The sequence below is a fragment of the Stenotrophomonas sp. STEN240 genome, assembly GCF_056756175.1.
In genome coordinates, this window is sequence record NZ_JBRRBO010000025.1 from 26,011 (window position 1) to 52,472 (window position 26,462).

The following is a 26,462-nucleotide window of genomic DNA, read 5'->3' on the forward strand; positions in this document are numbered from 1 at the left end:
ATAACCATGGTTGTCCAGCTGCAGCCTGCCGCTGCCCGTGATCACCACTGGAAGCCCGCCCCCACGGTCACCCCGCCATCGCCTCGGGTATTGGCCGAGCCGCTGAGCTTGTAGATCCAGCGGCCGCCGTCGGTAACACCGGACACGCCCACCGCCATGCTCGACTCACCGTGGAAGGTGCTGGCTGCCATCGAGGCCATGCGTCGGCCTGCTTCGGTTGGCTGCGGCAGGCCGGCCATGGCCATCGCCGAGGCGACACCAGCCGAAGCACGGTCGTCGATCCGCTTCATGTCACGCCCCACATCGTTGAAGCGCTGATCGGTGTAGTTCTTCGACCAATCCATGACATCCCCCATGCCCTTGTTGAGCTGCGCCACATTGACCGCGTCGGTCGGTGCCACGCCGGTACCCACGTTGTGGATGACGGTGCTGGTGCCTGGGCGGCCCATCGTCACGCTGCTGTAGTTGGTGCTGCCATCGGTGTTCTGGTCATAGCGCACCGTGCCCTGCTGCGAGGCCTGCAGCTGGCGCAGGTTCACCGCGTCGGTGGCCTCGCTGCCGTCGCCGACGTTGCTGATCTGGCGCTCGGCACCGGCTGCACCAACCGACACGGTGTTGGCACGGTTAGCCACCGAGCCTGCTCCAAGGGCAACGCTGCCGGCTGCCGATGCATTGGCGCCATCACCGATGGCCACCGCCTGGTTGCCACTGGCAGTTGCCTGCGGGCCCGCGGCCACGCTGTCCTGGCCGGTGGCCGAGGCTGCAGGCTTGGTCGAATTGACCGCGAAGTAGGCATTGCCGGCACCGCCGTTCTGGATGTTGTCGATGCGGTTGTTGACGTTGACGATGGAGCTATCCATTGCTGCAAAGGCGTCGGTGACATTGCCGAATGTCTGCTGGGTAGCAGCGCCGCCGCTGTTGATCGAGGTGATGTTGAAACTGGCTGCGCTCCACTGCCCGGTACTGTTGTCGTATTGCAGGGTGCCGCCGATGGTCGAGGCCAGCGCGTCGTTGGTGGTGGCCAGTTGGCCACCGTTGATTGCATCGAGGCTGCCACTGGCAACACTGCCATTGGCGACATTGCCCAAGGCGACCGCTGCGCCGCTGCCATCGCCGGTCAGGCGAACTTCGTTGGTCGGGTTGCCGGCGCCATCTGCGACATACTTCACCGCCAGTGGATCACTGCCACCGGGGACGCTGCGCGGCAGCAGGTTGGACAGATTCAACAGCGAATCGCTGATGGAACTGAACGCACCGCCGATGTTTGCGTACTGCTGCAGCGAAGCCACGCCCAGCACGCCGATGCTGTTGATCTGGTAGTTCGGGGCGCCCAGTACGCCACCAGTGAAGGTCGCGCCGCCCCCCAGATACGTCGCCATCGAGCCACCCAGCCCAAACAGCTGGCCACCATTGATCGCCTCCATGCTGCCTGCCGCCACAGCGCCGGCCGCAACATTGGCCAGCACCGTGCCACTTGCGGCCTGACCACCACCGAGTGTGACCTTGCTGTAGTCGACGACGCCATTGGCGTCCTCGTCATAGACCACTGCGGCCAGCCCCAGATCATCGATCTGATCCAGTGCACCGCGCAGCTGCTTGAGGTTCACCGCGTCGGTGTCCAGGCTGCCGGCGGCGACATGGGTGATCTGGCGTTCGCGACCGGCCGAGCCCACCGCCACTTCGCCGATCGAGGTCTGCGCGGCAGTCAGGCCGAACGCGGCGTAGCTGTCCTGGCCACCGCGCGCGGCATCGGACTTGTAGCCCAGCGCAACGCTGTTGGCCTTGTTCGAGGTTGCCCCGGCGCCGAGCAGGGTCTGCGCATTGGCGGTGCCCTTGGCGCTGTCGCCAACCACCACCGAGTGGCCTTGGCGTGCGTCGTAATCGGCGGTGGGAACGCCGGTCTTGCCGCCGGTGGCGTCGACGAATACCTGGTCGGCGGTCTGTGCGGCCAACCGATGCTCGGCATTGCTGCCGATCACCACTTCCTTGGACCCATTGGCAAAGGCACCATCGCCGATCAACACCTGATAATCCTGCGCCGCGGGTACCGCCCAGCATTTGAGCTGGGCCAGACCCAGCAGATCCACACAGTCCGAAGCCCAGGCCGGCGCGCCATCGGGCAGCACCAGACCCAGCAGGCCGCCCGGGTCACCGTTGTTGATGTTGGTGATGTAGCTGTCGGAGGTGACACCACCGATCAAGGTCAGGTGCGAGTTGCCGCCGGTGGCCAGGCCGCCCAGACCATCCAGCAATTCACCGACCGGGCTGAGATTCACCACCGGTATGGTGTTCAGCAGCTCCAGCGACGAATAGGTCTGCATCACATTGGTGCTGTTGACCTTCAGGCTGCCACTCTGGATATAGGGATTGCCCCCGAGCAGCGAGGTCAGCGGAGAATCCACCAGCTGGTTCACCGAGCCCACCAGTCCGCCGTTGCCGACGATCAAACCCGACGGGCCGGGCGCCACTGGCGGCGCCGCACTGGGTATGACCGGGTTGCCGGTCAGGCCACCCACCACGTTCGACAAGCCGCCGGTCACACCACCAATCACCCCACTCAGCGTACCGGTCAGCCCACTCACACCGGAACCGGACCCGGTAACGCCACCGAGCGTATTGCCGGTAGCGCCAAGCAACGTCGATGCAGTGGTATCTACCGTACCCAGCAGGTTCTGCACGGTGCCGGCGACGTCACCATTGGCAAGCGCACCGGTGGTGTCCTTCAGCCCGCCGGTCAGCGCGCCCACCGTGCCGGTGACGCCGCTACCCAAGGTGCTCGATCCGGTCACGCCGCCCACTACTGCACCCAGCAGACCACCAACGCCATCCAGCACCGGCGCTACACCGTTGACCACGCCATTGACCAATCCCCCCAGGCCCGTGCCCTTGGCAACCCCGCCAGTCAATTCCTCGACCGCACCCAGCGCCCCCGTCAGGGTTCCGCGCACAGGGTTGCCGCCTTCCTGGTTGCCCGGCAACAACAGCCCCGTCACACCCGCGACACCGCCGCCCACTTGCCCAGTCAGCGATGTCACCGTCGTGCCGGCATGCGAGGTAAGCGTCTGTACTGCAGCCACAGGTTGCCCACTGAGCACTTCACCGGTCAGCTCTTTCACCGCACCCGCCGTTGAAACCAGCGTGCCGTGCAATGGACTGCCGCCCTGCTGGCTGCCCGGCAACAACGCGCCGGTCAGATCAGCGACACCGCCACCCACGTGCTGGGTCAGCGATGCCACCGTCGTGCCGGCATGCGAGGTAAGCGTCTGTACTGCGGTTACAGGTTGCCCACTGAGCACTTCACCGGTCAGCTCTTTCACCGCACCCACCGTTGAAACCAGCGTGCCGTGCAATGGACTGCCGCCCTGCTGGCTGCCCGGCAACAGCGCGCCGGTCAGATCAGCGACACCGCCACCCACGTGCTGGGTCAGCGATGCCACGGTCGTGCCGGCATGCGAGGTAAGCGTCTGCACCGCGGCCAGCGGCTTGCCGGTCACTACTTCACCGGTCAGCTCCTTGACCGCACCTGCCGTTGAAACCAGCGTGCCGTGCAAGGGGCTGCCGCCTTCTTCCTTGCCCGGCAGCAGCACGGCGGCAATACCTTGCAGGCCTGCGCCGGTGCCGGTGAGCGGACCCACCGTCGCGGTGACCGTTGCATTGGCCGAGGCCGCCAACGGCTTTACCGCCAATGCGGCATCGGCAACCACGGCCAACGCCGCTGCCGGTGCGCCCGCCGAACCGTGCGGGCGCAGCTGCGGCAATACTGCGCGCACACCAAGCTGGGCTTGCACTGGGGCGCGCGGCGCAGCAGTCTGCGGTTTGAGCGACACGGCCGCCGCCGCATTTACCTGCAGTACCGCTGGCAGCGTTACCGACGCATTGAGCGACACACCTGCATTCGCAGCAGGCAGATGGGTGGCAACAATCTGCTGCGCATCGGTGTTGCTGTATTTGGCGACCAGGTCCTGCAGGTCGGCCAGCTTGGCGTCGGTCGCCGCCGCTGGCCCGGCCATGGCCAGCGCAATGGCGCTACCCAGGCCAGCAAGACGCCATGAAACCACCGGTGACAGCTTCTCCGGACCCGAGCGTTTGCCTTGAGCGCTGGCCAATTCCGACCCCACCACGAATGCATTCAGGGTGCGGTTCCATACCAGCCGATAGATGCGGTTCATTTGGGGCCTCCAGCTCAACCCCACCAGGCGTGGAGGGGTTCTCTCTGTGAGTCCAGTACAGCGCTGCAGGGCGCCGCCACTTACCCGCATCCGGCACAGCAATACGTTGATTTGGCAAACCGTTGCCCGTTAACGGCACGCCGATGCACGTAATCGGCAAGCAGCAACCGGCGCTTGATGCCCATCACACTCCGTGGTGATCAGGCCGGGCTGTAGGTGCCGCGCATCAAGGTTTCGCTCGGCAGCTCGCCAAACACCTTGCGATAGTTGTCGGCAAAACGCGATAGATCCCACAGGCCGCAACTCAGCGCGATCGACTTGACCGACTTGCGCCCGGCATCGGCGCTGGACAGGCTGCGGCAGGCTTCGCACAGGCGCAGCATCGACAGATAGCGCACGGGCGAAATACCCACCAGTTCCTCGAAGGCATAGCGCAGCGCGCGCTCGCTCACACCTGCCGCATCGCATAGCTCATGCATATAGATATGCCGGCGCAGGTTGGCATACATCATGTCTTCGGCGCGGCGGAAAATAAGGTATCTGGCGCGGCGGCTGCGATTGCAGCCTGCACGCTCGGGCGGGCCGTTGGTGACAACCTCTTTGACGTGGGCATCAAGCATCGCGTCGATTTCTTCGGCGCCCACTTCGCCCTGTTGGATGCGCTCCTGCAAACCCTGGTAATACTCCTGCAGGGGCACATGCGGGCGTGCGCTCAGCAGTGGCACCGCCGCCTCCTCGCCCAGCCCGCCCAAGCGCTGTGCTGCGGCGCGTTCCTGGAAGCGCTTCACCGGCACCAGTACGAAGGTGACGCGGCTGCCCGCACCCAAGGCGAACTCGGTAACACCCTCGGGCATCACCGAAACGATATTGCCCGACTGCAGCGGTACGCCATGGCACCAGCTGCTTTGCGGGTCCACTGATTGCAGCCAGCCCAGCAGGCACCAGTCCAGCGGCAGCACAAAGCGACCGCGCGTGCGCGCACCGATCTCGAACGTGCACAACAGCGCCTGGTCATGAACGAAGGAAGAAATCGATGCCGAGGGCGGCTGGTCATCAAGCAGCACGAGCTCAACGTGGCACACGCGCAGCGTGCCGCTCAGCGACGCAAGATCAAATGACCTCAAACCATTTCCGCCGACAACCGCATCCATGTGAAAGCCTTTGCGCATCCTGGACAAGCACGCGCTTCAGAAGCCTGACCATCCGCTGCAGGTCATCTACCCAACCTGCAATCCCCTGCCGCACAGCCTGAAACCCGTATTACAGATACGCACTCACAGGAACAACGAGCGACTTCCCTCGCAATAGATACTGACAAAGAAAACAAGTCTTCACGCCGGGTTCGCCACGGCGGATTAGCCAAGTCCATCACATATACGAAAAACAATTGAATCTTGCCGAATATGCGCATGCGTCCAGCAGGGCGATTGCAATGATGTTTCCGGGCATGCGCTGCGTGCCGACAGGGGACAACGGAAGCAAGGGTAGGAAACTGCTGGTACGCCCAGCAGCCTGAGCAACCGTCGGCACACTCTTGCCGGTGTCATGCGTATCCCAATGACCTCAATCGGGCAGCAATGCCCAGCACCCGGCTACCGTCGGTGCAACACCGACACCGGGTCATCAGGGAGAACATCATGAACGCACAGCTGCGCAGGTTTTTCCGCGAAGAAGATGGTGTCACCGCACTTGAGTACGGGTTGCTGGCCGCAGTCGTGGCCGGCTTGATCATTTTCTTCGCACGCGATGGCCTGAAGACGATCTTCCAGACCGTACTGGACAAGCTCACCGCCCTGGTAGGCGGCAGCGGCGGTACCGCGCCGACCAGCTGAGCCCAGGCCGCCGCCATGACCGCCATCCATCTGACTGCGCTGCTGCTTGGTGTACAGGTTGCCATCAGCGACCTGTTCGCCAGGCGCGTGTCCAACCGGGTGCTGCTGGCCGTGTTGGCCTGCGTGCTGGCAATGCAGCTGCTGCAACTCGCCGGCTCGCCATCGCTGGGCAACTGCCTGCTCGGTGGCGTATTGGGGCTGGCGGCCTTGCTGCCGTTCTATGCCATCGGCTGGATGGGCGCCGGTGATGTGAAGCTGTTTTCGGTCATCGGTTTTCTGCTGGGCGGCAGTGCGTTGTTGCCGATCTGGTTGATTGCCAGCCTGGCCGCCGGTGCGCATGCGCTGATCGTCATCGCATGGGCACCCGCCACACGCTGCGCGCCGCTGCCATTGCAGCGGATGGTGCAGTCACTGCAGGGCTCAAACCGGGTGATGGATTGGCAGATGGATCTGCGTTCGGCACGTCGCGGGCGCCGCGGCATCCCGTATGCGGCGTACATGGGCATGGCGATGATCGGCACCATCGTGCAGGGAGCAGCGTATGTCTAGGCAATCACGGGCAGGCAGGCGACGCGCACGCGGCGTGGTCACCATCGAGTTCGCACTGATGATGTTGTTCGGCGTGCTGCCGCTGCTGTTGATCACCTTCACCGGGGTGATGATCTTCGCCGCCCAGCAATCACTGGCCCTGGCGGCAGGTGAAGGCGCACGCGCATCGTTGCGCTACGGCAGTACCGCCGAGCGACGCAGCAATGCCTGCGAAGCTGCCGCACGCTCGATGCAATGGCTGTTGAACTATTCCAAGACAGCGTCTGGCTGCAGCAGCGCCGCTGCCGCACCCATCGCCGTCTCTCAACCTTATGCCTGCGCTGCCGATAGCTCGGTCAAGTGCATCAAGGTCACCACGTCCTATGACCATGACGCCCACCCCTTCATGCCGGGCACCGGCACCTTGATGGGTTGGAGCATGGGTAAATCACTGAGCAGTACCGCTGTTGTTCAACTGGATCTGGGCGACCGCTGACCAGGGACTCCAAGGGGAAGGAGCTTCACGATGCCAAAGGCAATACGCATAGCTGCAATCCTGCTACTGGTCCTGGCGGCGCTGTTGATGGTGCTGGCCTTTGGACTTGGCCGCAAAGCCGCGCCAACGCCCGAAGGCATGGCCAACAAGCCTGCGGCAACCAGTGTGCCCAAGCGCATGCTGGTCGTGGCCAACAAGGATCTTCCGGCCGGCCACCCCATCAGCGCTGCCGATCTGTCCATCGCTGAAATGGCGCTGCCGCCGGCCAACGGCTATACCACCATCGCCGAGGTGGACGGGCGCACGCCGGCAGTCAACATCGCCGCCGGCGCGATGATCACCACCGAACAGCTGCTGCAGGGCATCGCCATTGGCATCAAACCCGGCGAACGCGCCGTTGCCGTGCCGGTCGACGAGCTGGCCGGGGTCAGCAACCGGGTCAGCCCTGGCGACTATGTCGATGTTTTCATGAGCCTGCAGAACCCCGCCGCCAGCGGCAGTGGGCAGGCCAATCCGCAAGCCCGTCTTCTGCTTTCGCGCCTGCAGGTGCTGGGTTACGGCAACGCCGACATCGGCCAGGCGAACCCTGCCAGCGCCGAACAGGACAACACCGTGGGGAGCACCGCACCCGAACCGGGTAGTCGGGCCGAAACCATTGCCGCCCGCGACAACCGTGGCTCCACCACGTCCAACGGCGACGGCGCGCAGGCGCGCAGCGCGATCCTGGCGGTGCCGGTGCAGGACGCCGGCCGGCTGCTGCTGGCCGCGCACAGCGGCAAGCTGTTCCTGGCCCTGCGCAACCCCGGCGACACCGGCCTGGCGGACGAAGCCCTCTTCGCCACGCCGGCTCCGGTGCTGGCCGTGCGCAGCAATATGGAAGGCGCGGCCGAAGCCGCCGCGCGCCCGGAAAACCGTGCCTATGCCGGCATTGATCTGAATGCACTGGCCGGCGGCAACACCACCCGTGCGCCAGCCGCTGCCAGCAACAGCGCCGAGCCACAGCGGCGGCGCGCCACACGCCCCGCACCCCGCCAGGGCATCGAAATCATCCGCGGTACGACCCCATCCAACCGTCTGTCTTCGCCATGACCGGGGGCTTTCTCTTGCACCAGCGCTCTTCCAACACCGTATCTGCTGCATTGCTCGGTTTGACGCTGCTCGGCCTGGGCGGTTTTGCGCCGCCGCTTGCGCCGGCCGCACAGGCACAGACCCTGGGCAATACCGTTGTGCTCGAACTCAATGAGCAGCACCCGTGGAATCTGCCGGCAGGGGTTGAGCGCATCGCCATCGCCGATCCCTCCATCGCCGACATCACCCGCATCGGGCGCAACAGCGAAGCGCTGCTGGTCGGCAAATCCGCGGGCAGCACCACGTTGCTGCTGTGGCTGCAGAAGCAGGCCGCACCAACGCGCATCCGTGTTGAAGTGCGCAACGCCGTGCAAGGTGGCCTGCTTGACGGCAGCGGCAGCCAGCTCACCGTGCAAGGTGGCCAGGCGCTGTTGTCAGGCAGTGCCGCCTCGTTGCTGGAACACGAGGCCAGCCGCAAGGCGGCGGCCTCGGCCATTGGCGACAAGGGCATGATCAGCGATGCAGCCACCATTGCCAACGGCGGCGTGGTGCAGGTCGAAGTCAAAGTGGTGGAGTTCAACCGCAGCGTGCTGCGCCAGGTCGGCATCAGCTTCAAGAACATCAACGGCGGCTTCAGCTACGGCATCACCTCGCCCAGCGGCAGCAGCGACAGTGGCGGCGCCTTGTCGTCGGCGTTCAAGCTGGTGGCAAGCTCACTGCCCGGCGCCTGGAGCGCCAATATCGACCTGCTGCAGGCCAATGGCATGGCCCGCGTCTTGGCCGAACCCACCCTGGTGGCGCTGTCCGGGCAGAGTGCCAGCTTCCTGGCCGGCGGCGAGTTGCCCATCCTCGAACCGCAAGGCCTTGGCACCACCACGGTCAGCTTCAAACCGTTCGGCATCGGCCTGACCGTCACCCCCACCGTGCTGTCGGCCGATCGCATCGCCTTGAAGGTGGCCCCGGAAGCCAGCGACCTGGACTACAGCCGCGGCATCACCCTGGACGGCACCCAGATCCCGGCCATCTCCACCCGTCGTGCCGACACCACCGTTGAGCTCGGCGACGGCGAGAGTTTCGTCATCGGCGGGCTGGTCAGCAGCCAGCTGTCTTCCAACGTCAACAAGATCCCTCTACTGGGAGACATTCCGATACTTGGCTCGTTTTTCCGCAACCTCAGTTACAAGCGCGAGGACAAGGAACTGGTCATCGTGGTGACGCCACGGCTGGTCAAGCCCTTGGCGCGCGGCACCGAGATACCCCTGCCCGGGCAACGCGAAGCGCAACCCAAACTGCCGGTTTGGGGTGCATGGCTGCTGCACCCGGCCAGTCCCGATCAACTCCCCGGCTTTTCTCGCTGAAGCGCCGCCATGCCCCCGGTGATGCCGTTGCCCCAGACCCAAAGCCATCCAGAACTGAACCTGCTGCTGTACGCGCCGGATAACCGCCATATGGCGCGTCTGGGCGCGGCACTGGCCGGGCAGGCCAACCTGCGCTGGGTAGACAGCCGCGAAATCCATCCACGGCAATTGCTGGAGGGCGCCAACGGCCCGGCATTCGTGCTGCTCGATTACTGCGGCGGCAATGCCGCCTACTCCACCGATGTCGCCCGCCAGCTGCATGCGCTGCCGGGCTGCCCGGCGCTGATCGGGCTGGGCACCACCGGTCCGGAACAGGCCGCACATCTACTGGCCGCCATGCGCGCCGGCGTCTGTGATTTCATCGATGTCGACAACAGTCCGGCACAGATGCTGGAAGTGTTTGAACGGGTAGCTGCGGTTCCCGCCCCGGCGCGGGCCAGCAGCGTCGTACCGGAAGTCCGCGCCGATGGCCGGCTGATCGTATTGCTCGGCGTCCGGCCCGGTGTCGGCACCAGCACCTTGGCCACCCATCTGGGCGTGAGCCTGGCCGAGCAGAACCCAACCTCTCCCGATGTCGCCGGCCTGCAGGGCTGGTTGCTGCTGATCGACCTGGGCCAACCCGCTGCCGATGCCGCGTTGTACCTGGGCATGGAAAGCCACTTCGGCTATGAAGAAGCACTGCGCAATGTCGAACGCATGGATCGCACCTTTGCCGGCACCGCCTTTGCCCATCACCCCAGCGGCCTGGCATTGCTTGGCATCAGCAGCGGCACCTTGCTTAAGAAGCACGAGCCGATCGCCCTGCTCGACCGCCTGCGCAGCGTATTCCCGTTGAGCCTGTGCGATGTCGGCGGGCTGCCGCTGCAACTGCTGCCCAATACCCTGCTCAAGAGCGCATCGGAAGTGTGGCTGGTGACCGACCAGGCGATAGGTTCGCTGGTGTCGCTGGACCAGACCATGCGCGAGCTCGAAAGCCGTGGCCTGCGCGATGAGCGCCTGCAGCTGATCGTCAACCGCTTCGACCCCAATGGCGGCCTTGCCGACACCCAGATCGCCCAGCGTTTCAATCTTCCGCTGCTTGCCACCCTGCCCGACCGCGCGCGGGTGCTGCGTTCCAACGCCGGGCTCGGCCGCCTGCTTACCGACGCGGCACCGCGTGATGCGTATCTGAAAGCACTGCTGCCATTGCAGCAGCGGCTGGACCGCCGTCGTGCAGCTGCACCTTCGTCCACCGCACCGGCCTCACCGCTGGCACGCCTCGCCACTTTGCTGGGTAGATAACCATGGAAGACAAAGTCACTCCCCTGTCCCCGCGTCTGGCCGTGGCAGCACTGTCTCCCGAACCGGCGCCCAGTGTTCCGTTCGAACAGACCGAGCAGTTCCAGAGCGTGCTCTCCGCCGCCCACGAATACCTGCTCAACCATGTCGAAGACCAGCGCGTGGACATCGATTCCTGGGCGCCGGAAACCATCGGCAAGTACGTGCAATCGCAGACTGCGGCCTTCGTCAAGGAGTGGAAGATCCCGGTCAATGCGCAGGAAATGGAAGCCGTCGCCAGCGCGCTGCAGAAGGAACTCACCGGCTTTGGCCCACTGGACGACCTGCTGCGCGATCCGGAGATCGAAGACATCCTGATCAACGGCTACAAGGACGTGCATGTCTCGGCCGGCGGCATGCTGCGCCGCTCGACCCAACGCTTCAGCGACGACCGCCACCTGCTGCGCATCCTGCGCCGCATCATCGCCCCGCTCGGCCGGCGCCTGGACGACTCCAACCCGATGGTCGATGCGCGCCTGCCCAATGGCGGCCGCCTCAACGCCATCATCTCGCCACTGGCTGTGGATGGGCCGATGGTGTCGATACGCAAGTTCCGCAAGGACCCGTTCACCCCGGACGAACTGCTCGGCCGTGGCGCCTTCGACAAGCCGATGTATGCGCTGCTCAATGCGATGGTGCGCGGGCGCTGCAACATCCTTATTTCCGGCGGCACCAGCTCGGGCAAGACTTCGCTGTTGAATGCGCTGGCGACCTTCATCCCGCACAACGAGCGCGTCATCACCGTTGAGGACACCGCCGAGCTGGCGCTCAATCATCCGCATGTGGTGCGCCTTGAATCGCGCATGGGCGGCTTCGATGGCAGCGGCGCGGTCAGCATCCGCGACCTGGTCCGCAACAGCCTGCGCATGCGCCCGGATCGCATCGTGGTCGGCGAGGTACGCGGCGCGGAAGTACTGGAAATGCTGCAGGCGATGAACACCGGCCACGACGGTTCGATGGCCACCGTGCACGCCAACAACGCGCGTGACTGCCTGTACCGGCTGGAGATGCTGGCCGGTTTTGCAGGTTTCCAGGGCAGCGAGGACAGCCTGCGCCGGCAGATTGCCAGCGCCATCGACTTCATCGTGCAGATCTCGCGGCTGGGCAGCGGGCGCCGGGTGATCACCTCCATCACCGAGATCACCGGCGTCAGCGACAACGTCATCACCAGCCAGGAACTGTTCAAGCACGAGGCCTGGGTGGACCCGGACAGCCGTGAGCGCGACCGCTGGATAGGCCTGGGCTTCCACCCGCATTGCTACAAGCTAGAACCGTTCCGGCAGGAACTGCGCGAGGCCAACATGGGGAGCTTCCCCTCATGATGCTGCCGCTGCTGCTCGGGAGCCTTGCCGTGCTGCTGGTGGCAGTAGCCATGGGCCTGTGGTGGGGTCTGGCCACCCGCGTGCAGCAGCGCGCTGCCGCCAGCCACGCCGACACCCGGCTGTCACGCCCCGATCCGCAGCGCGCGGCCGAAGAAGCCCGCAACCAGCGGCCGCCAAGCCAGCGCTGGGCCGAGCTATTGCGCCGCGCTGGACTGAAGGACTCGCCGCGCACCCTGGTGCTGATCGCCCTGCCTGGCATCGCCGCCACCATCGGCGCCGGCCTGCGTCTTGGCAGCGCCTGGTTTGGCGCGTTCGTGCTGCTGCTCTATCTGCTGGGCGTGGCGCTGTGGCTATACCGTCGCATCGACAAGATCCAGCAGCGGCTGGTCGCGCAGATGCCGGATTTCCTCGAGAACATGGTGCGCATGGCCGGCATCGGCAACAGCTTGTCGATGGCTTTCCAGAGCGCCACCCAGAATGTCGATCCGCCGCTGCGGCCCATTCTCGACAACGCCTTGACTTATACCCGCGCGGGCATGGATCTGGACCGCGCCCTGCAGCATGCCGCCCAGGCCTACCGGCTGCGCCCACTGGAAATGCTGGCGGTCATCCTGGGCACCAGCATCCGCATCGGCGGCCGCAGCGACCAGATCCTGCAACGCATGAGCGACTTCATGCGTGACCTTGAAGAAGTGCAGCGCGAGCTGCAGGCCACCACCTCCGAAACCCGCATGTCGGCCTGGGTGCTGGCGCTGCTGCCGGTCGGCGCGGCCTTGTCGATGGCGCTGATGAGCCCGGATTTCTTCCAGCCCATGTTCCACGACCCGCTCGGCAAGAAGATCCTGCTGATCGCGGTGCTGCTGGAACTGTGTGGCGGCTTCCTGCTGTACCGGCTGGCCAAATCGCTATGAACACACGCACGGTCTCCCCCGCCTGGAGCGCAGCATGAACCTGCTGTACACCCTCGCCATGTTGCTGGTCGTGCTGGCCCTGGTGCTGGCCGCCGGCGGCCTGCTGTATCGCGGCCGGCGCAGTCAGCAAGCCGGCGCAGCGCTGCAGAACGCTCTGGAAAGCGCCCAGCATCTTGAACAGGACAACGCCCCCAAAGCGGTCTGGTGGCGCCGCCGGCTGGCCGACCTGGCCGCCATCGGCCAGCACTTCGATGGCAGCCGCGTGCAGAAAGCCCTGCTGGCCCCGGAGGACAGGCTGCTGCTGGAACAGGTGGGCTGGAGCCAGCAAAGTGGCACCGCCGCATTCCTGGCCATGCGCCTGTTGCTGGCCGTGCTGCTGCCGTTGCTGGCGGTGTTGCTGATGCGCCCGCACGGCAGCGACATCCTGATCATCGTGCTGGTCGGCTTCGCTCTGGGCATCCTGCTGCCCAAACTGCTGCTGCGCAGCTGGGCGGCACGCCTGCGCCGCAAGGTGGATGACGAGCTGCCGTTGCTGATCGACCTGCTGCGATTGCTGCAGGGTGTTGGTTTCAGCATCGACCAGAGCCTGCAGATGGTCGGCGAAAAACTGCATATCGCCATTCCGGTACTGGGCAAGGAACTGCAGCTGGCCAACGCCGGCTATACCCGCGGACGCAGCCGTGCACAGTCGCTGCGACGGCTGTCCGAGTCCTTCGGCAACGACGACCTGCGCAGCCTGATGCAGATGGTGCTGCAGGTGCACCAGCATGGCGGCGCGGTACAGGAGCCGCTCAAACAATTCGGCATGCGCCTGCGCGAACAGCGGCGCATGAAGATGAAAGAGAAGGTCGGCAAGCTCTCGGTGAAGATGACCGTGGTGATGATGATCACCTTGCTGCCGGCCTTGATGTTGGTACTGGCCGGGCCGGCGATCATTTCGCTGGCCGCCGCGATCAAGGGGATGTAATGAACACGAAGACCGCGCTGCTGAGCATGATGACGGTTGCGCTTCTGGCCGGCTGTGCCAGCAATCGCAACGCTTACCGGCAACCGCAGATTGAACCGTCGCTGGTGGAAGCCGCGCAGGATGATCGCGGCATGTACCTGGGCCTGCTCAAGCAGATGCAGGCGCAGGGTGCCCACTACGCCTCGCTGGCGCACATCGACGCATTCCGGCAGCGTTTCGGCGACAGCCCGGAGCTGCGCATCCTGCAGGCCAATGCCCTGCGCGAAACCGGCGACAGCAGCACTGCCAGCGCGATCTACCGGGGTCTGACCAAGGGCCCGCAGGCGGCACCGGCCTGGCATGGGCTGGGGCTGGTCGCAGCGGCCACCGGCGATCTGGATGGAGCGCGAGTGGCCTTGGACAATGCGGTACGCGCCGACCCGCTCAACGTCGCCTATCTGGGCGATCTGGGTTTTGCCCTGCTGCAGGCTGGGCAGATAGAACAGGCGCGTGCGCCGCTGGCCAAGGCCGCCGAACTGGGGCCGGACAATATCCGCGCCATTTCCAATCTGGCCTTGTGGGCGCTGCTGTCCGGGCAACCGGCAACCGCCGAAAGCATGATCCAGCGCGCCAATCTGCCAGCGCCGACCCGCGCGGAAATCTACCGGCTCTCGCAGACGCTGCGGCAAGCGGTGGCGGCGTCCAACGCTGCAGCCGCGCCATTGGCCAACAGCACCACGCTGGCCGCACAGCAACGCGCCGATGCCGCCCACGCCTCACGTCCTCCCGGTTCGATGCTGGACCGTTTCAGTCCTTCCACGTCCACCGCGCAGGAGGCAACACCATGATCCGATCCGCAGCCCTTGCCGCTGCCGTGCTGATTGCCGCGCTCAGCACGACACCCGCAGCAGCGCAGCACGCGCCGCTGATCGAACGCATGTCCGATGGCACCGCGCCCACTGCAAATACCAGCGACAACAACGCCAGCGCTGCGGCGGTCACGGCAGCAAGCACCGCCGTTGTCGACCTGCCCCGTTCGCAGATCGGCGACACCACCCGCGACCTGCTGCGCATGCAGGCCGATGGCAGCCGTGCAGGCACCGCCTTGCCGATGCTCGGCGAGGCCGCCAGCCGCAGTTACCAGCGCTACCTCAACAGTTTTGACCATCCCATTCCCGAGTATTTCGAAGCCGCGCTCCCCAATTCCAAGCAAGGCGGCGGCAGCCGCTGAGGCCTACCATGCACAGCCCGCGCCCGTCTTCGTCCCGCCTGTCACGCGCGCTCCGCGATCTCCCGCACAGCGCGCATCAACGTGGCGGCGCGGGGCTGCCAATGCTGCTGTTGCTGCTCGGGCTGGTAGTGATATTGGGCCTGATAGAAGTGGGCTATCTGTACTGGAGCAAGCGTGACGTACAGAAAACCGCCGACCTGGCCGCAATGGCCGGCGCACAACGGTTGGAGCAGTGCACCACCGATTACAAGGACAATCTGGCAGCACGCAGCAATGCCTTGGTCGACAATCAATTTGGCGGTCAATTGGCGATCAGCTGCGGCTACTGGGGCGCCGAGCTGGCGCCGGGCGCGCGCTTTGTCGGGGTTGCCAGCAGCCGTCCCTTGAACGCGGTGCAGGTCACTGCCTCGCGGCAATCGGTGCCGTTCCTGGGCCAGCTCACTTCCCTGCCCCGCATCAGCGCAACCGCTGTTGCCCGCCGCATGCCACCGCAGGCCGCCTTCAGCGTAGGTTCGCGTCTGCTCAACACCAACAGCAATGCGCCGCTGCAGGGGATTCTGCGCCTGGTCGGGGTCGATCTGACCCAGACCCAGATCGCCAGTTACCAGGGCCTGGCCAACGTCAAGATCACCCCGCGCGGCCTGCTGCAGGCCTTGGGCATCCCGGTCGCCACCGACATCAACGTCGGTGACTTCAACAATCTGCTGGCCGCCAAACAGGTGTCGGTTGGCAAGCTGCTGGAAGTGATGGCCTCGCTGGCCAGCCAGCAAGGCGTCGCCGGTGTTGATCTGCGCCTGCTGCAGCAGAAACTGCTCGGCGCCGGCATCAGCGATGTACTTGTGCAACTGGGTTCTAATGGAAGCAGCAGCGGCCTGTTCGCCAAGGTGGCAGGCGGCAGCGAAGCAGCCAGCGGCGCCCTGGATGTGGATCTGAATGCATTGGATCTGCTCGGCACCAGCATTTCCATCGCCAACTCCAAACATGCCGTTGAAGTCCCGCAACTGGATCTGCTCGGCCTGCTCAAGGCCAAGGCCAGCATTGTCGAACCGGCCTCGATCGCCATCGGCCCGGTGGGCAGCACCGCCTACAACAGCCAGGTACGGCTGTTCCTGGATATCGACTCGCAACGGATTCCCGCACTCGGCGCGGTGCTGAACTGGTTGGGCACGCGTATCAAACTGCCGACCTATATCGATGTGATCGATGGCTACGGGCAACTCACCGCGATCGACTGCAGCAGCCAGCCGGCTACTGCCACCGTCGACGTCACCAGCGCCATCGCCAACGTCTGCATCGGCAAGGCCACCACGCCATGGAATTCGACCCGCGAGCTGTGCCGCACCGGGCTCGCTGACGAATCACTGGTCAGCCTGCTCGGCCGCGACGTACTCACCAAGAAAATAATCCTCGAAGCGCTGTCACAACGCGACCAGCTGATCCTCAGCGAAGGACAGACCGGCACGGTCAAACCCAACGATCTGAAAGTCGGCAAGCTGGTATCAGACCTGGTCGATGTGCTGCTCGGTACGGTGCAGTCCCTGTTCACCCCGCAGGGCAACAGCGGCACCGCAGCCAAGGACCTGGCCGTGCAATACCTGGAAGCCACCCAGAAGAACGGCCTGTACCAGCCTGCCGCCGTGGTCCAGGCGCTGCAGAATGGCAATGCCGCCGCCAACCTGCCGCCGCTGGGCAGCTGGGTCACCGAAATACCCACCTGCGAAAGCTGGGTTCTGGGCTGCACGCCGAAAAAAGTGCAGGGCGAGGTCTGGCAGGGCTTTCTCTACGAAACCACGCTCAGCAAGCCCAACCTGATCGGCGGCCTGCTCGACGTGCTCGGGCTGACTTCCTGCCAGGGTTTGATTGCCGGGCTGGGCTTCAATGATTGCGTAAGCAATTCGCTGGCCAAATACCTGCAGACCAAACCCGGCGGGCTCAGCGGCAACGGCAGCTACAACCCGGTCACCGGCAGTGGCAGCTGCAGCAGCGTGCTGTGCCTGCTGCTCAAGCCGGTGGTGGACAACCTGCTGCGGCCCTTGCTTGATGGCGTCGGCAAGTTGTTGTCGAACCTGCTGTCCGACGTGCTGGGGCTGCAGCTGGGCCGCACCGACGTGCATATGCAGTCGATCCAATGCGGCCGCAGCCAACTGGTCGAATGAGCGCCCTCCCAAACAAGGGAAACGCCCACACCACCGGCCTTTTCGCCGCCAAATCGCGTGCTATGCTCGGGTCCGAAACCGGCGCATTCATTAAATGCGACGACCATCGCAGTTCGGGGGAATTACGAGGACTTATGAGAAGGATCGAGATGCTTCCGAGCCGGCTTGGCTGCGCGCTGTTGCTTGTTGTCGGCCTGCTCACGGCCCCCGCTGCAATGGCCGGGCGCTGGCAGCGCGGTGAGGCCGAGGTACCGGCCGCCCCCGCCAACAGCGAAGACAGCGCCGTGGGCAATACCGTGGCCGAACTGCAACGGCTGATGGGCAGCAACGCCCTCACCGAACTGCGCACCACCTACAACGGCAACTACGGCGCCAGCCTGCTGTTCCACGCCGATTCCCTGAATTACTACGTGGCCCTGTTCCATGAGAAGGAATTCTGGCGGGTGATCCGTACCGAGTCGGTGGACAACGCCGAGAGCCTCTACCTCACCTTCGCCGACCAGACCAAGCAGTTGGCCCAGGTCTACCTGGACACCGTGCGCCTGCAGGCCGGCAAGGCCTATAGCGAGAAGCTGGTCGCCATGAACGAACGCCGCCTGCGCGGGCTGCAGCAGGAAGTAGAGCAGCAGCGCCAGCAGTCGCTGCAGGTCAGCAATGCCCTGCAGGAGCGCAAGCAGCAGGCGGTAGCGCTGAGCACGGACCTGCGCGCCACCAACTCCCAGCTGGAAGCCTTGAACCAGCAGATCAAGGCCTTGCAGGCGCAGCAGATCAACCCCGAGCTGAGCCTGCCGGCCGCGCCCAGCGTGGCCCCGGCCGCCGTGACGGTGCCGCTGGCACCGGCACAGGAACCCGCCAGCCACCCCTGAGCCTGCCGCGACGGCTCAGCGCTGAAGCAACCAGAACGCCGCTTCTCTCCGCAGAAGCGGCGTTTTTCATGCGTAGGCGTAGTGCCGAGCCATGCTCGGCAGGGGCGTGCCCAGCAATCCGATCGCACGATGGGCAGAAGCTAGCCAGGCAACATCTAACGGCCTAAAAAACCACCCCTCCCCAACCCTCCCCTTGGCCTGCGGCCAAAGGGAGGGGGCAGAAGCGTAGTGCCGAGCCATGCTCGGCAGGGGCGTGCCCAGCAATCCGATCGCGCACACGATGGGCAGCTGCTAGCCAGGCAACATCTACCGGCCTAAAAACCACCCCTCCCCAACCCTCCCCTTGGCCTACGGCCAAAGGGAGGGAGCAGAAGCGTAGTGCCGAGCCATGCTCGGCAGGGGCGTTACCCGTAGCCCCGAAGCCCCGAAGCCCCCAAAGCCCCCGTAGCCCCCAACGCCAGGCCTCCATCATCAACAATCTCGCAAAGCCAGCCAGCACAGGCCTCCCGCGCCGAAAACGCCGCTCCAGTACCTCTGGCGGTTGAGAATCTGCCCCAACGTCGCCATAAAGGGGGTTCCTGTCAGCAACGTAGTCAGCCATGAGCGATCTTCCCCACGTTTTCGAGGCCACCACCGAAACCTTCGAAGCCGAGGTCCTGCAGAAATCCTCGCAGACCCCTGTTCTGGTGGATTTCTGGGCAACCTGGTGCGGGCCGTGCAAGAGCCTGGGGCCGCTCCTGGAAAAACTCGCCGGTGAATACAACGGCGCCTTCGAGCTGGCCAAGGTCGACGTGGACAAGGAGCAGCAGATTGCTGCCGCCTTCCAGATCCGCTCGGTGCCGACCGTCTTTCTGATCAAGGACGGGCAGATCGTTGATGGCTTCCCCGGCGCTATGCCGGAGGGCCAGCTGCGCGAATTTCTCACCCAACACGGCGTGGTGCCGGCCGAGGCCGCTGCTGTCGAGGAAGAAGTCCAGGCGCTGCCATTGGATCCGCAGGCCGAAGTAGCCGCACTGCGTGAGGCCATCAGCGCCGAACCCGACAAGGACGAACTCAAGCTCGACCTTGCCCTGGCCCTGCTCAAGATCGGTGCCACCGGTGAAGCCGGGCCGCTGCTGGACAACCTGCCCGCCAACCTCGCCACCGACGACCGCGCCATCCGCGCACGCGCGCGCCTGGACTTTGCCGCAGCCTTGCAGGACGCACCGGCGGCCGATGTGCTGGCCGCGCGCGTGCAGGCGGACGGCAATGATCTGGAAGCCCGTTACCTGCTGGGCATCCAGCATCTGCTGGCCGGCGAAGATGAAGCCGCGCTGGAGCAGTTCATTGAAATGCTGCGGATCGATCGCGGCTTCCGTGACAGCCTGCCGAAGAAAGCGCTGATCGATGCCTTCCGCGTGATCGAGGACGAAGACCTGGTAGGTCGCTACCGCCGCAAGATGTCCTCGCTGCTGTTCTGAGTTGTTTCCAGACAGCTCAATTTGTGTGTCAATCGCACGGAAATGGACGACTCATACAAGGATGATCCCGCCGTGGTGCCTGCCACGGCCAGGGGATAGGATGCGTATGAGATTGCAGCCTGCACGATGTGAGCGTAACGGACACGCGCTTTCGGAATCAAAGTCGCCGTGAGAAATACCAACGTTCGCCCCTCGTTGTTGCAACTGCTGCTGGCTGCCTTTCTGCTCTGCTGGGCGACGGTCGCCAGCGCGCAGGACTGGACTTACCGCGCCCGCCCCGGCGATACCCTGTGGGACCTGGGCGCGCGTTACCTGAAGGCCGATGTGCCGTGGCAACGGCTGCAGGCACACAATCAGATAGATGACCCGTATCGGCTTGCGCCCGGCCAGAACCTGCGCTTCCCGATCAGCTGGTTGCGCGTGCAGCCAGCGCCAGCAAGGGTGTTGGCAATGCGCGGCCACGCCGAGGCAAGCGACCCGGTCAATGGCACCCGCCCGCTGCAGGCCGGCATGCTGCTGACCATCGGCAGCCGTGTGCAGACCGGCGACGATGCCAGTGTCACGCTGGGGTTTGCCGATGACTCACGCCTGCAACTGCGCGAGAACTCCCAGCTGCAGCTGGATCAGCTCAGCAGCTATGGCGCCACCGGCATGGTCGACACCCGCATCCGCCTGCAACGCGGGCGCAGCAGCAGCCAGGTGACACCAGCGCGCGGGCCAGCATCGCGTTACATCATCACCGCCCCCACCGCGACCAGCAGCGTGCGCGGCACCTTGTTCCGGGTCAACGCCGGTGACGAGAACAGCCCGGCAAGCACCGAAGTCGTCGAGGGTCATGTGCAGGTCGGCAATCAAGGTGGCCAGCGGGTGATCGATGCTGGCCATGCCACCTTGGTGCGTGCGACTGGCACCGCCCCTACTCAACAACAAAAACTATCGGCGCCGCCCGCGTTGCTGGAGTCACAGCTGCGCCTGCAACCGCTGCCCTTGCTGGCCGCATGGCAGCCGGTAGATGGCGCTACACGTTACCGGGTGGAAATCGTGTTGGCAGCCGCACCCGACGTGCAGTTGTTTGCCCGCGAGGTCAGCGCGCCACAGATCCAGATCGACACCCTGCCGCCGGGCCAGCTGCGCCTGCTGGTACGCGCAGTCGACGCCGATGGCGTCGAAGGCCTGGATGCCGAACGTGATTTTTCCGTCCCAGAAGGCCTGCCTGCACCGCTGACGCTTGCGCCGACACACGGCCAGACCCTGCATCAGCTGCAGCCACGTTTTGAATGGGCCAAGGTTGCCGATGCCACCGGCACGGTCCTGCAGGTCGCCGACAACCCCGCGTTCGTGCAGCCGTTGATCGAACAGACCAGCCGCAGCCAGCAATTGCGCATCAGCCACCCGCTGGCGGCGGGTGGGTATTTCTGGCGCGTGGCTTCGCTTGATGCGCAGGGCGCGCCCGGCCGCTATGGCCAGGCCTTGCCACTGCAGCTCAGTGATGCACCGCTGGCGACGCCACTGCAGTCGGACACGGTGCACAAAGGCCAACTCACCTTGCGTTGGCCGGCCGACGGCGACGCCGGCCATTACCGGGTGCAGATTGCACGCGATGCGGATTTCTCGCGCCTGCTGCTGGATCGGCAGACCGATGCCCCCGAAGTCTCACTCAAGCGCCCATGGCGCGGCGGCAACCTGCACGTCCGCGTACAGAGCATCGCCGATGACGGCTATGCCGGCATGTTCTCGACGCCGCAACAGATCCAACTGTCGTGCCGGCTTTGTTATGGCCTCGGCGCTGGCGCCTTGTTGCTGCTCGCCCTGTGAGACCGCTGCGGCCACGCTGGCACTTCCGCCTGCTGTTCGTGCTCAGCTGCAGCCTGCTGGCGGCCTGGGCCAGCCATGGGCGCGTGTTCTGGCAGCAGGACGTCGCCAGCTACGACCTGCTGACCGGCGAGTGGGAGTACCCACCCGATCCGCGCCTTGCGATCATCGCCATTGACGATCGCAGCCTGCAGCAGCTGGGCCAATGGCCATGGCCGCGCAGCACCCATGCGCAACTGCTCGACCGCTTGCATCACGCCGGGGCAGAGCGCGTCGCGCTGGACCTGATGCTGCCGGAGGCCGACCGCAACGATGCCGGCCAGGACGCGGCATTGGCGGCGGCCATCAGCCGCAACGGACGCGTGGTGCTGCCGGTACTGGCCGCGCCGCCCAGCGACGAGGCCGTGCCGGAAGAACTGCTGCCGGTGCCTGCCATTACCAAGGCCTCGGCAAGTCTGGCGCATACCGATATCGAGATCGACGCCGACGGCGTGGCCCGTGGCATCTACCTGAAGGCCGGTATCGGCTCGCCGCATTGGCTGGCCCTGGGAGCGGCCCTGGCTGGCGTGCAGGAGCCGCTGCCCGGCCTGACCAACCCCGCCGCCAGCACCCGCTCCCCCTACCAGTGGCATCGCGACAACTACGTGCGGCTGCGCTACGCAGGGCCACCCGGCAGCTTTCCACAGCTGTCCTATGTGGATGTGCTGGAAGGCCGGGTACCGGCAAGTCTGCTGAAGGGGCGGCTGCTGATCGTCGGCATGACAGCCAATGGCATCGCCCCACGCCTGCTGACGCCCACCTCCCACGACAGCTGGATGAGCGGCAGCGAGTACCAGGCCAATGTCGCCTCGATGCTGCTGGCCGGCAATGCCATCACCACCCTGCCGGCCGCCGCACAGATCGCGATCAGCGCGTTGCTGGTGGCGTTTGCCGCATTCGCCATCACCTCCCGCTTCCGTTGGCGCTGGCTGCTGGGCGTGCTGGCCATACCGGTTCCGCTGCTGCTGAGCCTGGGCCTGCTGCACGGTGCCAACCTTTGGTTCGAACCGGTCTCGGCGACGATGGGCTTTGCCGCCATGATGGGGGTCTGGACGCTTTGGCAGATGCGTTATTGGCGCCGGCAAGCCAACCGCGACACGCTCACCGGGCTGGCCAACCGCATGCGCTTCGAGGAAACCCTGCGTCGGGAGAACGATGCGGCACGCCGCAGCGGACGCCCGCTCACCCTGCTGCTGATCGACGTGGATCACTTCAAGGCCTGCAATGACACCTATGGGCACCAGGTAGGCGACCGCCTGTTGCGTCACCTGGGCCGCACCATCGAGGAAGTAGCGCGGCGCCCGCGTGATCTGGCCGCGCGCTTTGGTGGCGATGAGTTCGCGCTGATCCTGCCCGACACGCCGCCGGCCGGGGCCGAGCAACTGGTGCAATCCCTGATCAGCCAGATCCGGCAGCTCAGCATTCCGGTGGACAAGGCCCATCACAGCAAGATCAAAACCTCCGTCACCATCGGCCTGTGCACGGTGTTGCCGGGCCTGGATGACGGCCCGGCGCGGTTGTTCGAAGCGGCCGATAGCGCCCTCTACCAGGCCAAACAAGCCGGCCGTGACGGCTACCGGATCGCCCCGCCCTGGCCCAACTAGCCTTTCCATACGCCTGCGGATGTTAGACTCCAACTCCCCCGTGCATCCGCCTTCACGATGAAAGCCAGCCTGTTCCGCCGCGGCATCAACCTGTGGCCGCCATTCCTGTTTGCCGGCATCCATGTCACCGACATCAGCGCCGACTACCGCTACGTGCGGGTCGAGCTGCGCCAGCGGCCGTGGAACGTCAACTACGTGCGCACCCACTTTGGCGGCAGCCTGTTTGCGATGACCGATCCGTTCTGGATGCTGTGCCTGCTGCAGAACATGGGCAGCCGCTACTTCGTCTGGGACAAGGCCGGCGCCATCGAGTTCCTCAAGCCCGGCCGTGGCGTGGTGTGGACCGAGTTCCGGCTGGACGAGGCCACCCTGGATGAAGTGCGGGCGGCCACTGCCGGCGGCGGCAAATACCTGCACTGGTTCGAGAACGAAGTGCTCGACGCCAAGGGTGAGGTGGTGGCGCGGGTGCGCAAGCAGGTCTACGTGCGGCTCAAGCCGGATGCCCGCAAGGCCGACTGAGTCACTGCGGCAACACAGATTTCTCTGAACGCAGCTGTTCCGGGCGTTGGCCGCACGTATGCGGCTGACAGCCGACCGCTACAATTGCGCGATGTCACCCGAAGCCGTCTCCCCCGCCCCCCGTCCCTCCCTGAAACGTCTTTTCCTTACCGGCCTGCTGACCCTGCTGCCGATCTGGTTGACCTGGGTGGTCGTCAAGTTCGTGTTCGTCCTGCTCTCGGGCATCAGCAGCCCGCTGGTGGTTCCGCTGTCCGAGCGGATTGCCGCCTCGTTTCCGGATTACCTGGGCTGGGTCGAGGCCGTATGGATGCAGGACACCATTGCCCTGCTTGCCACCTTGCTGGTGATCCTGCTGGTCGGCATCCTCAGCCGCAAGGTCATCGGCCAACAGCTGCTGCGCTGGTTCGGCGCGGTCATCCGCCGCATCCCGCTGGCCAGCATCATCTACGACAGCGCCAAGAAGCTGCTGGACATCCTGCAGACCAAGCCCGGCAGCACCCAGCGCGTGGTACTGATCGACTTCCCGCACCGTGACATGAAGTCCATCGGCCTTGTCACCCGGGTCATCACCGAGCAGGGCACCGGCCGCGAGCTGGCCGCCGTGTATGTGCCCACCACTCCCAATCCGACCTCGGGTTACCTGGAAATCGTGCCAGTGGAACTGCTCACGCCCACCGATTGGACCGTGGACCAGGCGATGAGCTTCATCATTTCCGGCGGTGCGGTAGCCCCGGACAGCGTGCCGTTCACCCGCGCCGGCGACCGCTGAGCCCTGCTCATGCCCTGCAGGCATTGCCGCAGGGCATGGGACACAACCCAAGCTGTATAAGCTGCGCGTGTTCATCCACGCCACGGCTGGTCGTCACCGCCGATATCGGGCAAGCTCCCGGGTCGATGTATTTGCGGAACACCTGATGTCTTCCAGCCCGTTGCGCCTGCTTGCGCTCGCCATTGCCTCGATCATGATGCTGCCCGTTGCAGCGCCTGCCGAGGCCGCCAAGAAGAAAACCCAGCGCCAAGCCGCGCCGCAGAGCCGCGCAGCCGGCGCCCGCAGCACGCCGCGTGCGGCGCCACGCGCAGCCCCTCGCAGGCCCGCAGCGGTGCCGCTGCCGATCAAGCAGGACAACGCCGCCAAGCTCAACCGCATCTATGACGAGTATTGGGATGCCTCGATGCGGCTGAACCCGCTGCAGGCCACCTTCCAGGGCGACCCGCGCTACAACGACCAGCTGCCCAACTTCCTGTCCGCGGCCTCGCGCCAGCAATCACACGATTTCATGGTCGAATGGCTGGGCAAGGTCGAAGCCGTCGGCGCCACCGGCCTGCAGGGCCAGGACCTGCTCAGCTACGAGATCTTCGTGCGCGATGCGCATGTCTCGCTGGCCGGCGAGCAGTACCCGACCTGGATGCTGCCGATCAACCAGTACTACAACCTGTCCAGCATCATCGCCGTGCTCGGCTCCGGCGCCGGTGCGCAGCCCTTCCGTACGGTCAAGGACTATGAAAACTGGTCCAGGCGCTCGCTCGGCATCCCGCCGTTGTTCGATCAGGCCATCGCCAACATGCGCGAAGGCAAGGCCGCCGGCGTGGTGCAGCCGCGCGCACTGATGGAAAAAGTACTGCCGCAGCTTGATGCAGTGATCAAACCCAGCGCCGAGGAAAGCCTGTTCTGGGGCCCCATCCGCAACATGCCGGCGGATTTTTCCGCCGAGGACAAGGCCAGGCTCACTGCCGAGTACAAGCGCATGATCGAGAACCGGATCATGCCGGCCTACCGCTCGCTGCGCGGTTTCATCGCCACCGAATACATGGCCGCCGCACGCAGCACCGACGGCATGGCCGCGCTGCCCAATGGCCGCGCCTGGTATGCGCACAACGTTGCCAGCACCACCTCACCGGCACGCTCGCCGGCAGAAATCCACGCCTTGGGCGAGCAGGAGGTGAAAGACCTGCAGGCCCGCATCGATACGGTGATGAAGCAGGCCAGGATCCGTGGTTCGCAGCAGAAAGCCTTCAACGCGATGCGCAATGACCGCCAGTTCGTGTTCCGCGACGCCAATGCCCTGCTGGCCAGTTACGCCGATGCAGGCCGCCGGGTGAACGCTGCGGTACCGGCATTGTTCAACGAGCGGCCCAAGGCCCGCCTGGAAATCAAGGCCGTCGAGGCCGAGCGCGCCGCCACCTCCAGCGCCGCCAGCTACCAGCCCGGCAGCGCCGATGGCCAGCAACCGGGCGTTCTCTACGTCAATACCAGTGACCTGCCCTCGCGCAAGCGCTGGGCGGTGACCATGCAATACCTGCATGAGGCCATTCCCGGCCATCATTACCAGCTTGGCGCGCAGCAGGAGCTGACCGCGCTGCCGCGCTTCCGTCGCCTCGGCGGTGATGTCGCCTATGTCGAAGGCTGGGGCCTGTACGCCGAATCACTGGGCCAGGAACTGGGCCTGTACAGCGACCCGTACGATCAGCTCGGTTACCTGCAGACCACCTTGCTGCGCACCGTGCGGCTGGTGGCCGACACCGGCCTCAACGGCGCTGGCTGGAGCCGCCAGCAGGCCACCGATTACATGGTCAAGAACGCCGACATCCCGGCTGCCGATGCCGCCTCGGAAGTCGAGCGCTTCATGGCCTTGCCGGGCCAGGCGTTGGCGTACCGTGTCGGTGAGATCAAGATCCGGCTGCTGCGCGAAAAGGCCAAGGCCGAACTCGGCGAACGCTTCGATCCGCGCGAATTCCATCATGAGATCCTCAAGGATGGCTCCATGCCGCTGGACATCCTGGAAGCCAAGATCGACCGTTGGATCGCCAGCAAGAAAGCCTGATCACCA

Annotated in this window: 21 protein-coding genes; 19 read left to right on the top strand and 2 right to left on the bottom strand. The window is 65.2% G+C overall.

The genetic code is table 11. The features are described 5' to 3' along the window. Nucleotides 1-41: 41 nt before the first annotated feature. A complete protein-coding gene (locus ACVOKO_RS12175) occupies nucleotides 42-4,169 on the bottom strand; it encodes an ESPR-type extended signal peptide-containing protein (RefSeq protein WP_346499167.1) in 4,128 nt (1,375 codons plus the stop codon). A 200-nt stretch (nucleotides 4,170-4,369) separates the two neighbouring features. After that, entirely contained in the window at nucleotides 4,370-5,320 is a 951-nt protein-coding gene (locus tag ACVOKO_RS12180) for a helix-turn-helix domain-containing protein (protein ID WP_346499168.1), read from the bottom strand. Between the two features lie 486 nt (nucleotides 5,321-5,806). Between ACVOKO_RS12180 and ACVOKO_RS12185 the strand changes: the two genes are divergently transcribed. The 19 genes from ACVOKO_RS12185 to ACVOKO_RS12275 all read left to right on the top strand — a co-directional run bounded on the left by ACVOKO_RS12185 (nucleotide 5,807) and on the right by ACVOKO_RS12275 (nucleotide 26,456). Then, nucleotides 5,807-6,001, top strand: coding sequence for a Flp family type IVb pilin (locus ACVOKO_RS12185; protein WP_346499169.1), 195 nt, complete (start codon nucleotides 5,807-5,809; stop codon nucleotides 5,999-6,001). 15 nt (nucleotides 6,002-6,016) lie between these two features. Continuing rightward, nucleotides 6,017-6,550 (top strand): A24 family peptidase, encoded by a 534-nt coding sequence (locus ACVOKO_RS12190; protein WP_346499170.1) that lies wholly within the window; start codon nucleotides 6,017-6,019, stop codon nucleotides 6,548-6,550. Next, nucleotides 6,543-7,025, top strand: a complete 483-nt coding sequence (locus ACVOKO_RS12195) for a pilus assembly protein (RefSeq protein ID WP_346499171.1) — start codon at nucleotides 6,543-6,545, stop codon at nucleotides 7,023-7,025. Before ACVOKO_RS12190 ends, ACVOKO_RS12195 begins: the two co-directional genes overlap by 8 nt. A 30-nt stretch (nucleotides 7,026-7,055) precedes the next feature. Continuing rightward, entirely contained in the window at nucleotides 7,056-8,114 is a 1,059-nt protein-coding gene (gene cpaB / locus ACVOKO_RS12200) for a Flp pilus assembly protein CpaB (protein WP_346499172.1), read from the top strand. Between the two features lie 14 nt (nucleotides 8,115-8,128). After that, the gene (locus ACVOKO_RS12205) at nucleotides 8,129-9,451 is read left to right on the top strand and encodes a type II and III secretion system protein family protein (protein ID WP_346499173.1); all 1,323 of its coding nucleotides are present in this window, start codon (nucleotides 8,129-8,131) and stop codon (nucleotides 9,449-9,451) included. 27 nt (nucleotides 9,452-9,478) lie between these two features. Then, the gene (locus ACVOKO_RS12210; protein WP_346499174.1) at nucleotides 9,479-10,732 is read left to right on the top strand and encodes a CpaE/TadZ family protein; all 1,254 of its coding nucleotides are present in this window, start codon (nucleotides 9,479-9,481) and stop codon (nucleotides 10,730-10,732) included. 2 nt (nucleotides 10,733-10,734) lie between these two features. Next, the gene (locus ACVOKO_RS12215; RefSeq protein ID WP_346499175.1) at nucleotides 10,735-12,090 is read left to right on the top strand and encodes a TadA family conjugal transfer-associated ATPase; all 1,356 of its coding nucleotides are present in this window, start codon (nucleotides 10,735-10,737) and stop codon (nucleotides 12,088-12,090) included. Further along, nucleotides 12,087-13,001: a type II secretion system F family protein gene (locus ACVOKO_RS12220; protein ID WP_346499176.1), complete on the top strand. Its 915-nt coding sequence runs from the start codon at nucleotides 12,087-12,089 to the stop codon at nucleotides 12,999-13,001. The genes ACVOKO_RS12215 and ACVOKO_RS12220 overlap by 4 nt, the downstream gene beginning before the upstream one ends. A gap of 34 nt (nucleotides 13,002-13,035) precedes the next feature. Further along, nucleotides 13,036-13,968: a type II secretion system F family protein gene (locus tag ACVOKO_RS12225; protein ID WP_346499177.1), complete on the top strand. Its 933-nt coding sequence runs from the start codon at nucleotides 13,036-13,038 to the stop codon at nucleotides 13,966-13,968. Beyond that, the gene (locus tag ACVOKO_RS12230) at nucleotides 13,968-14,795 is read left to right on the top strand and encodes a tetratricopeptide repeat protein (RefSeq protein ID WP_346499178.1); all 828 of its coding nucleotides are present in this window, start codon (nucleotides 13,968-13,970) and stop codon (nucleotides 14,793-14,795) included. The genes ACVOKO_RS12225 and ACVOKO_RS12230 overlap by 1 nt, the downstream gene beginning before the upstream one ends. Continuing rightward, nucleotides 14,792-15,178: a DUF3613 domain-containing protein gene (locus ACVOKO_RS12235; RefSeq protein WP_346499179.1), complete on the top strand. Its 387-nt coding sequence runs from the start codon at nucleotides 14,792-14,794 to the stop codon at nucleotides 15,176-15,178. The genes ACVOKO_RS12230 and ACVOKO_RS12235 overlap by 4 nt, the downstream gene beginning before the upstream one ends. An 8-nt stretch (nucleotides 15,179-15,186) precedes the next feature. Continuing rightward, nucleotides 15,187-17,334: a TadG family pilus assembly protein gene (locus ACVOKO_RS12240; protein WP_346499180.1), complete on the top strand. Its 2,148-nt coding sequence runs from the start codon at nucleotides 15,187-15,189 to the stop codon at nucleotides 17,332-17,334. Between the two features lie 149 nt (nucleotides 17,335-17,483). Then, entirely contained in the window at nucleotides 17,484-18,200 is a 717-nt protein-coding gene (locus tag ACVOKO_RS12245; protein ID WP_346499181.1) for a DUF2968 domain-containing protein, read from the top strand. Nucleotides 18,201-18,799: 599 nt separating this feature from the next. Beyond that, a complete protein-coding gene (gene trxA / locus ACVOKO_RS12250; RefSeq protein WP_346499182.1) occupies nucleotides 18,800-19,660 on the top strand; it encodes a thioredoxin in 861 nt (286 codons plus the stop codon). Nucleotides 19,661-19,828: 168 nt separating this feature from the next. Further along, complete coding sequence (locus ACVOKO_RS12255; protein WP_346499183.1) at nucleotides 19,829-21,475, top strand: FecR family protein; 1,647 nt, start codon at nucleotides 19,829-19,831, stop codon at nucleotides 21,473-21,475. Continuing rightward, nucleotides 21,472-23,115 carry a CHASE2 domain-containing protein gene (locus ACVOKO_RS12260; RefSeq protein ID WP_346499184.1) on the top strand — a complete coding sequence of 548 codons (1,644 nt, stop codon included), beginning with the start codon at nucleotides 21,472-21,474 and terminating at the stop codon, nucleotides 23,113-23,115. The genes ACVOKO_RS12255 and ACVOKO_RS12260 overlap by 4 nt, the downstream gene beginning before the upstream one ends. Nucleotides 23,116-23,172: 57 nt before the next feature. Next, the gene (locus ACVOKO_RS12265) at nucleotides 23,173-23,634 is read left to right on the top strand and encodes a DUF4442 domain-containing protein (protein WP_346499185.1); all 462 of its coding nucleotides are present in this window, start codon (nucleotides 23,173-23,175) and stop codon (nucleotides 23,632-23,634) included. 91 nt (nucleotides 23,635-23,725) lie between these two features. Then, nucleotides 23,726-24,403: a DUF502 domain-containing protein gene (locus ACVOKO_RS12270; protein ID WP_346499186.1), complete on the top strand. Its 678-nt coding sequence runs from the start codon at nucleotides 23,726-23,728 to the stop codon at nucleotides 24,401-24,403. Nucleotides 24,404-24,548: 145 nt separating this feature from the next. Continuing rightward, nucleotides 24,549-26,456 carry a DUF885 domain-containing protein gene (locus tag ACVOKO_RS12275; protein ID WP_346499187.1) on the top strand — a complete coding sequence of 636 codons (1,908 nt, stop codon included), beginning with the start codon at nucleotides 24,549-24,551 and terminating at the stop codon, nucleotides 26,454-26,456. The last annotated feature ends 6 nt before the right edge of the window (nucleotides 26,457-26,462 follow it).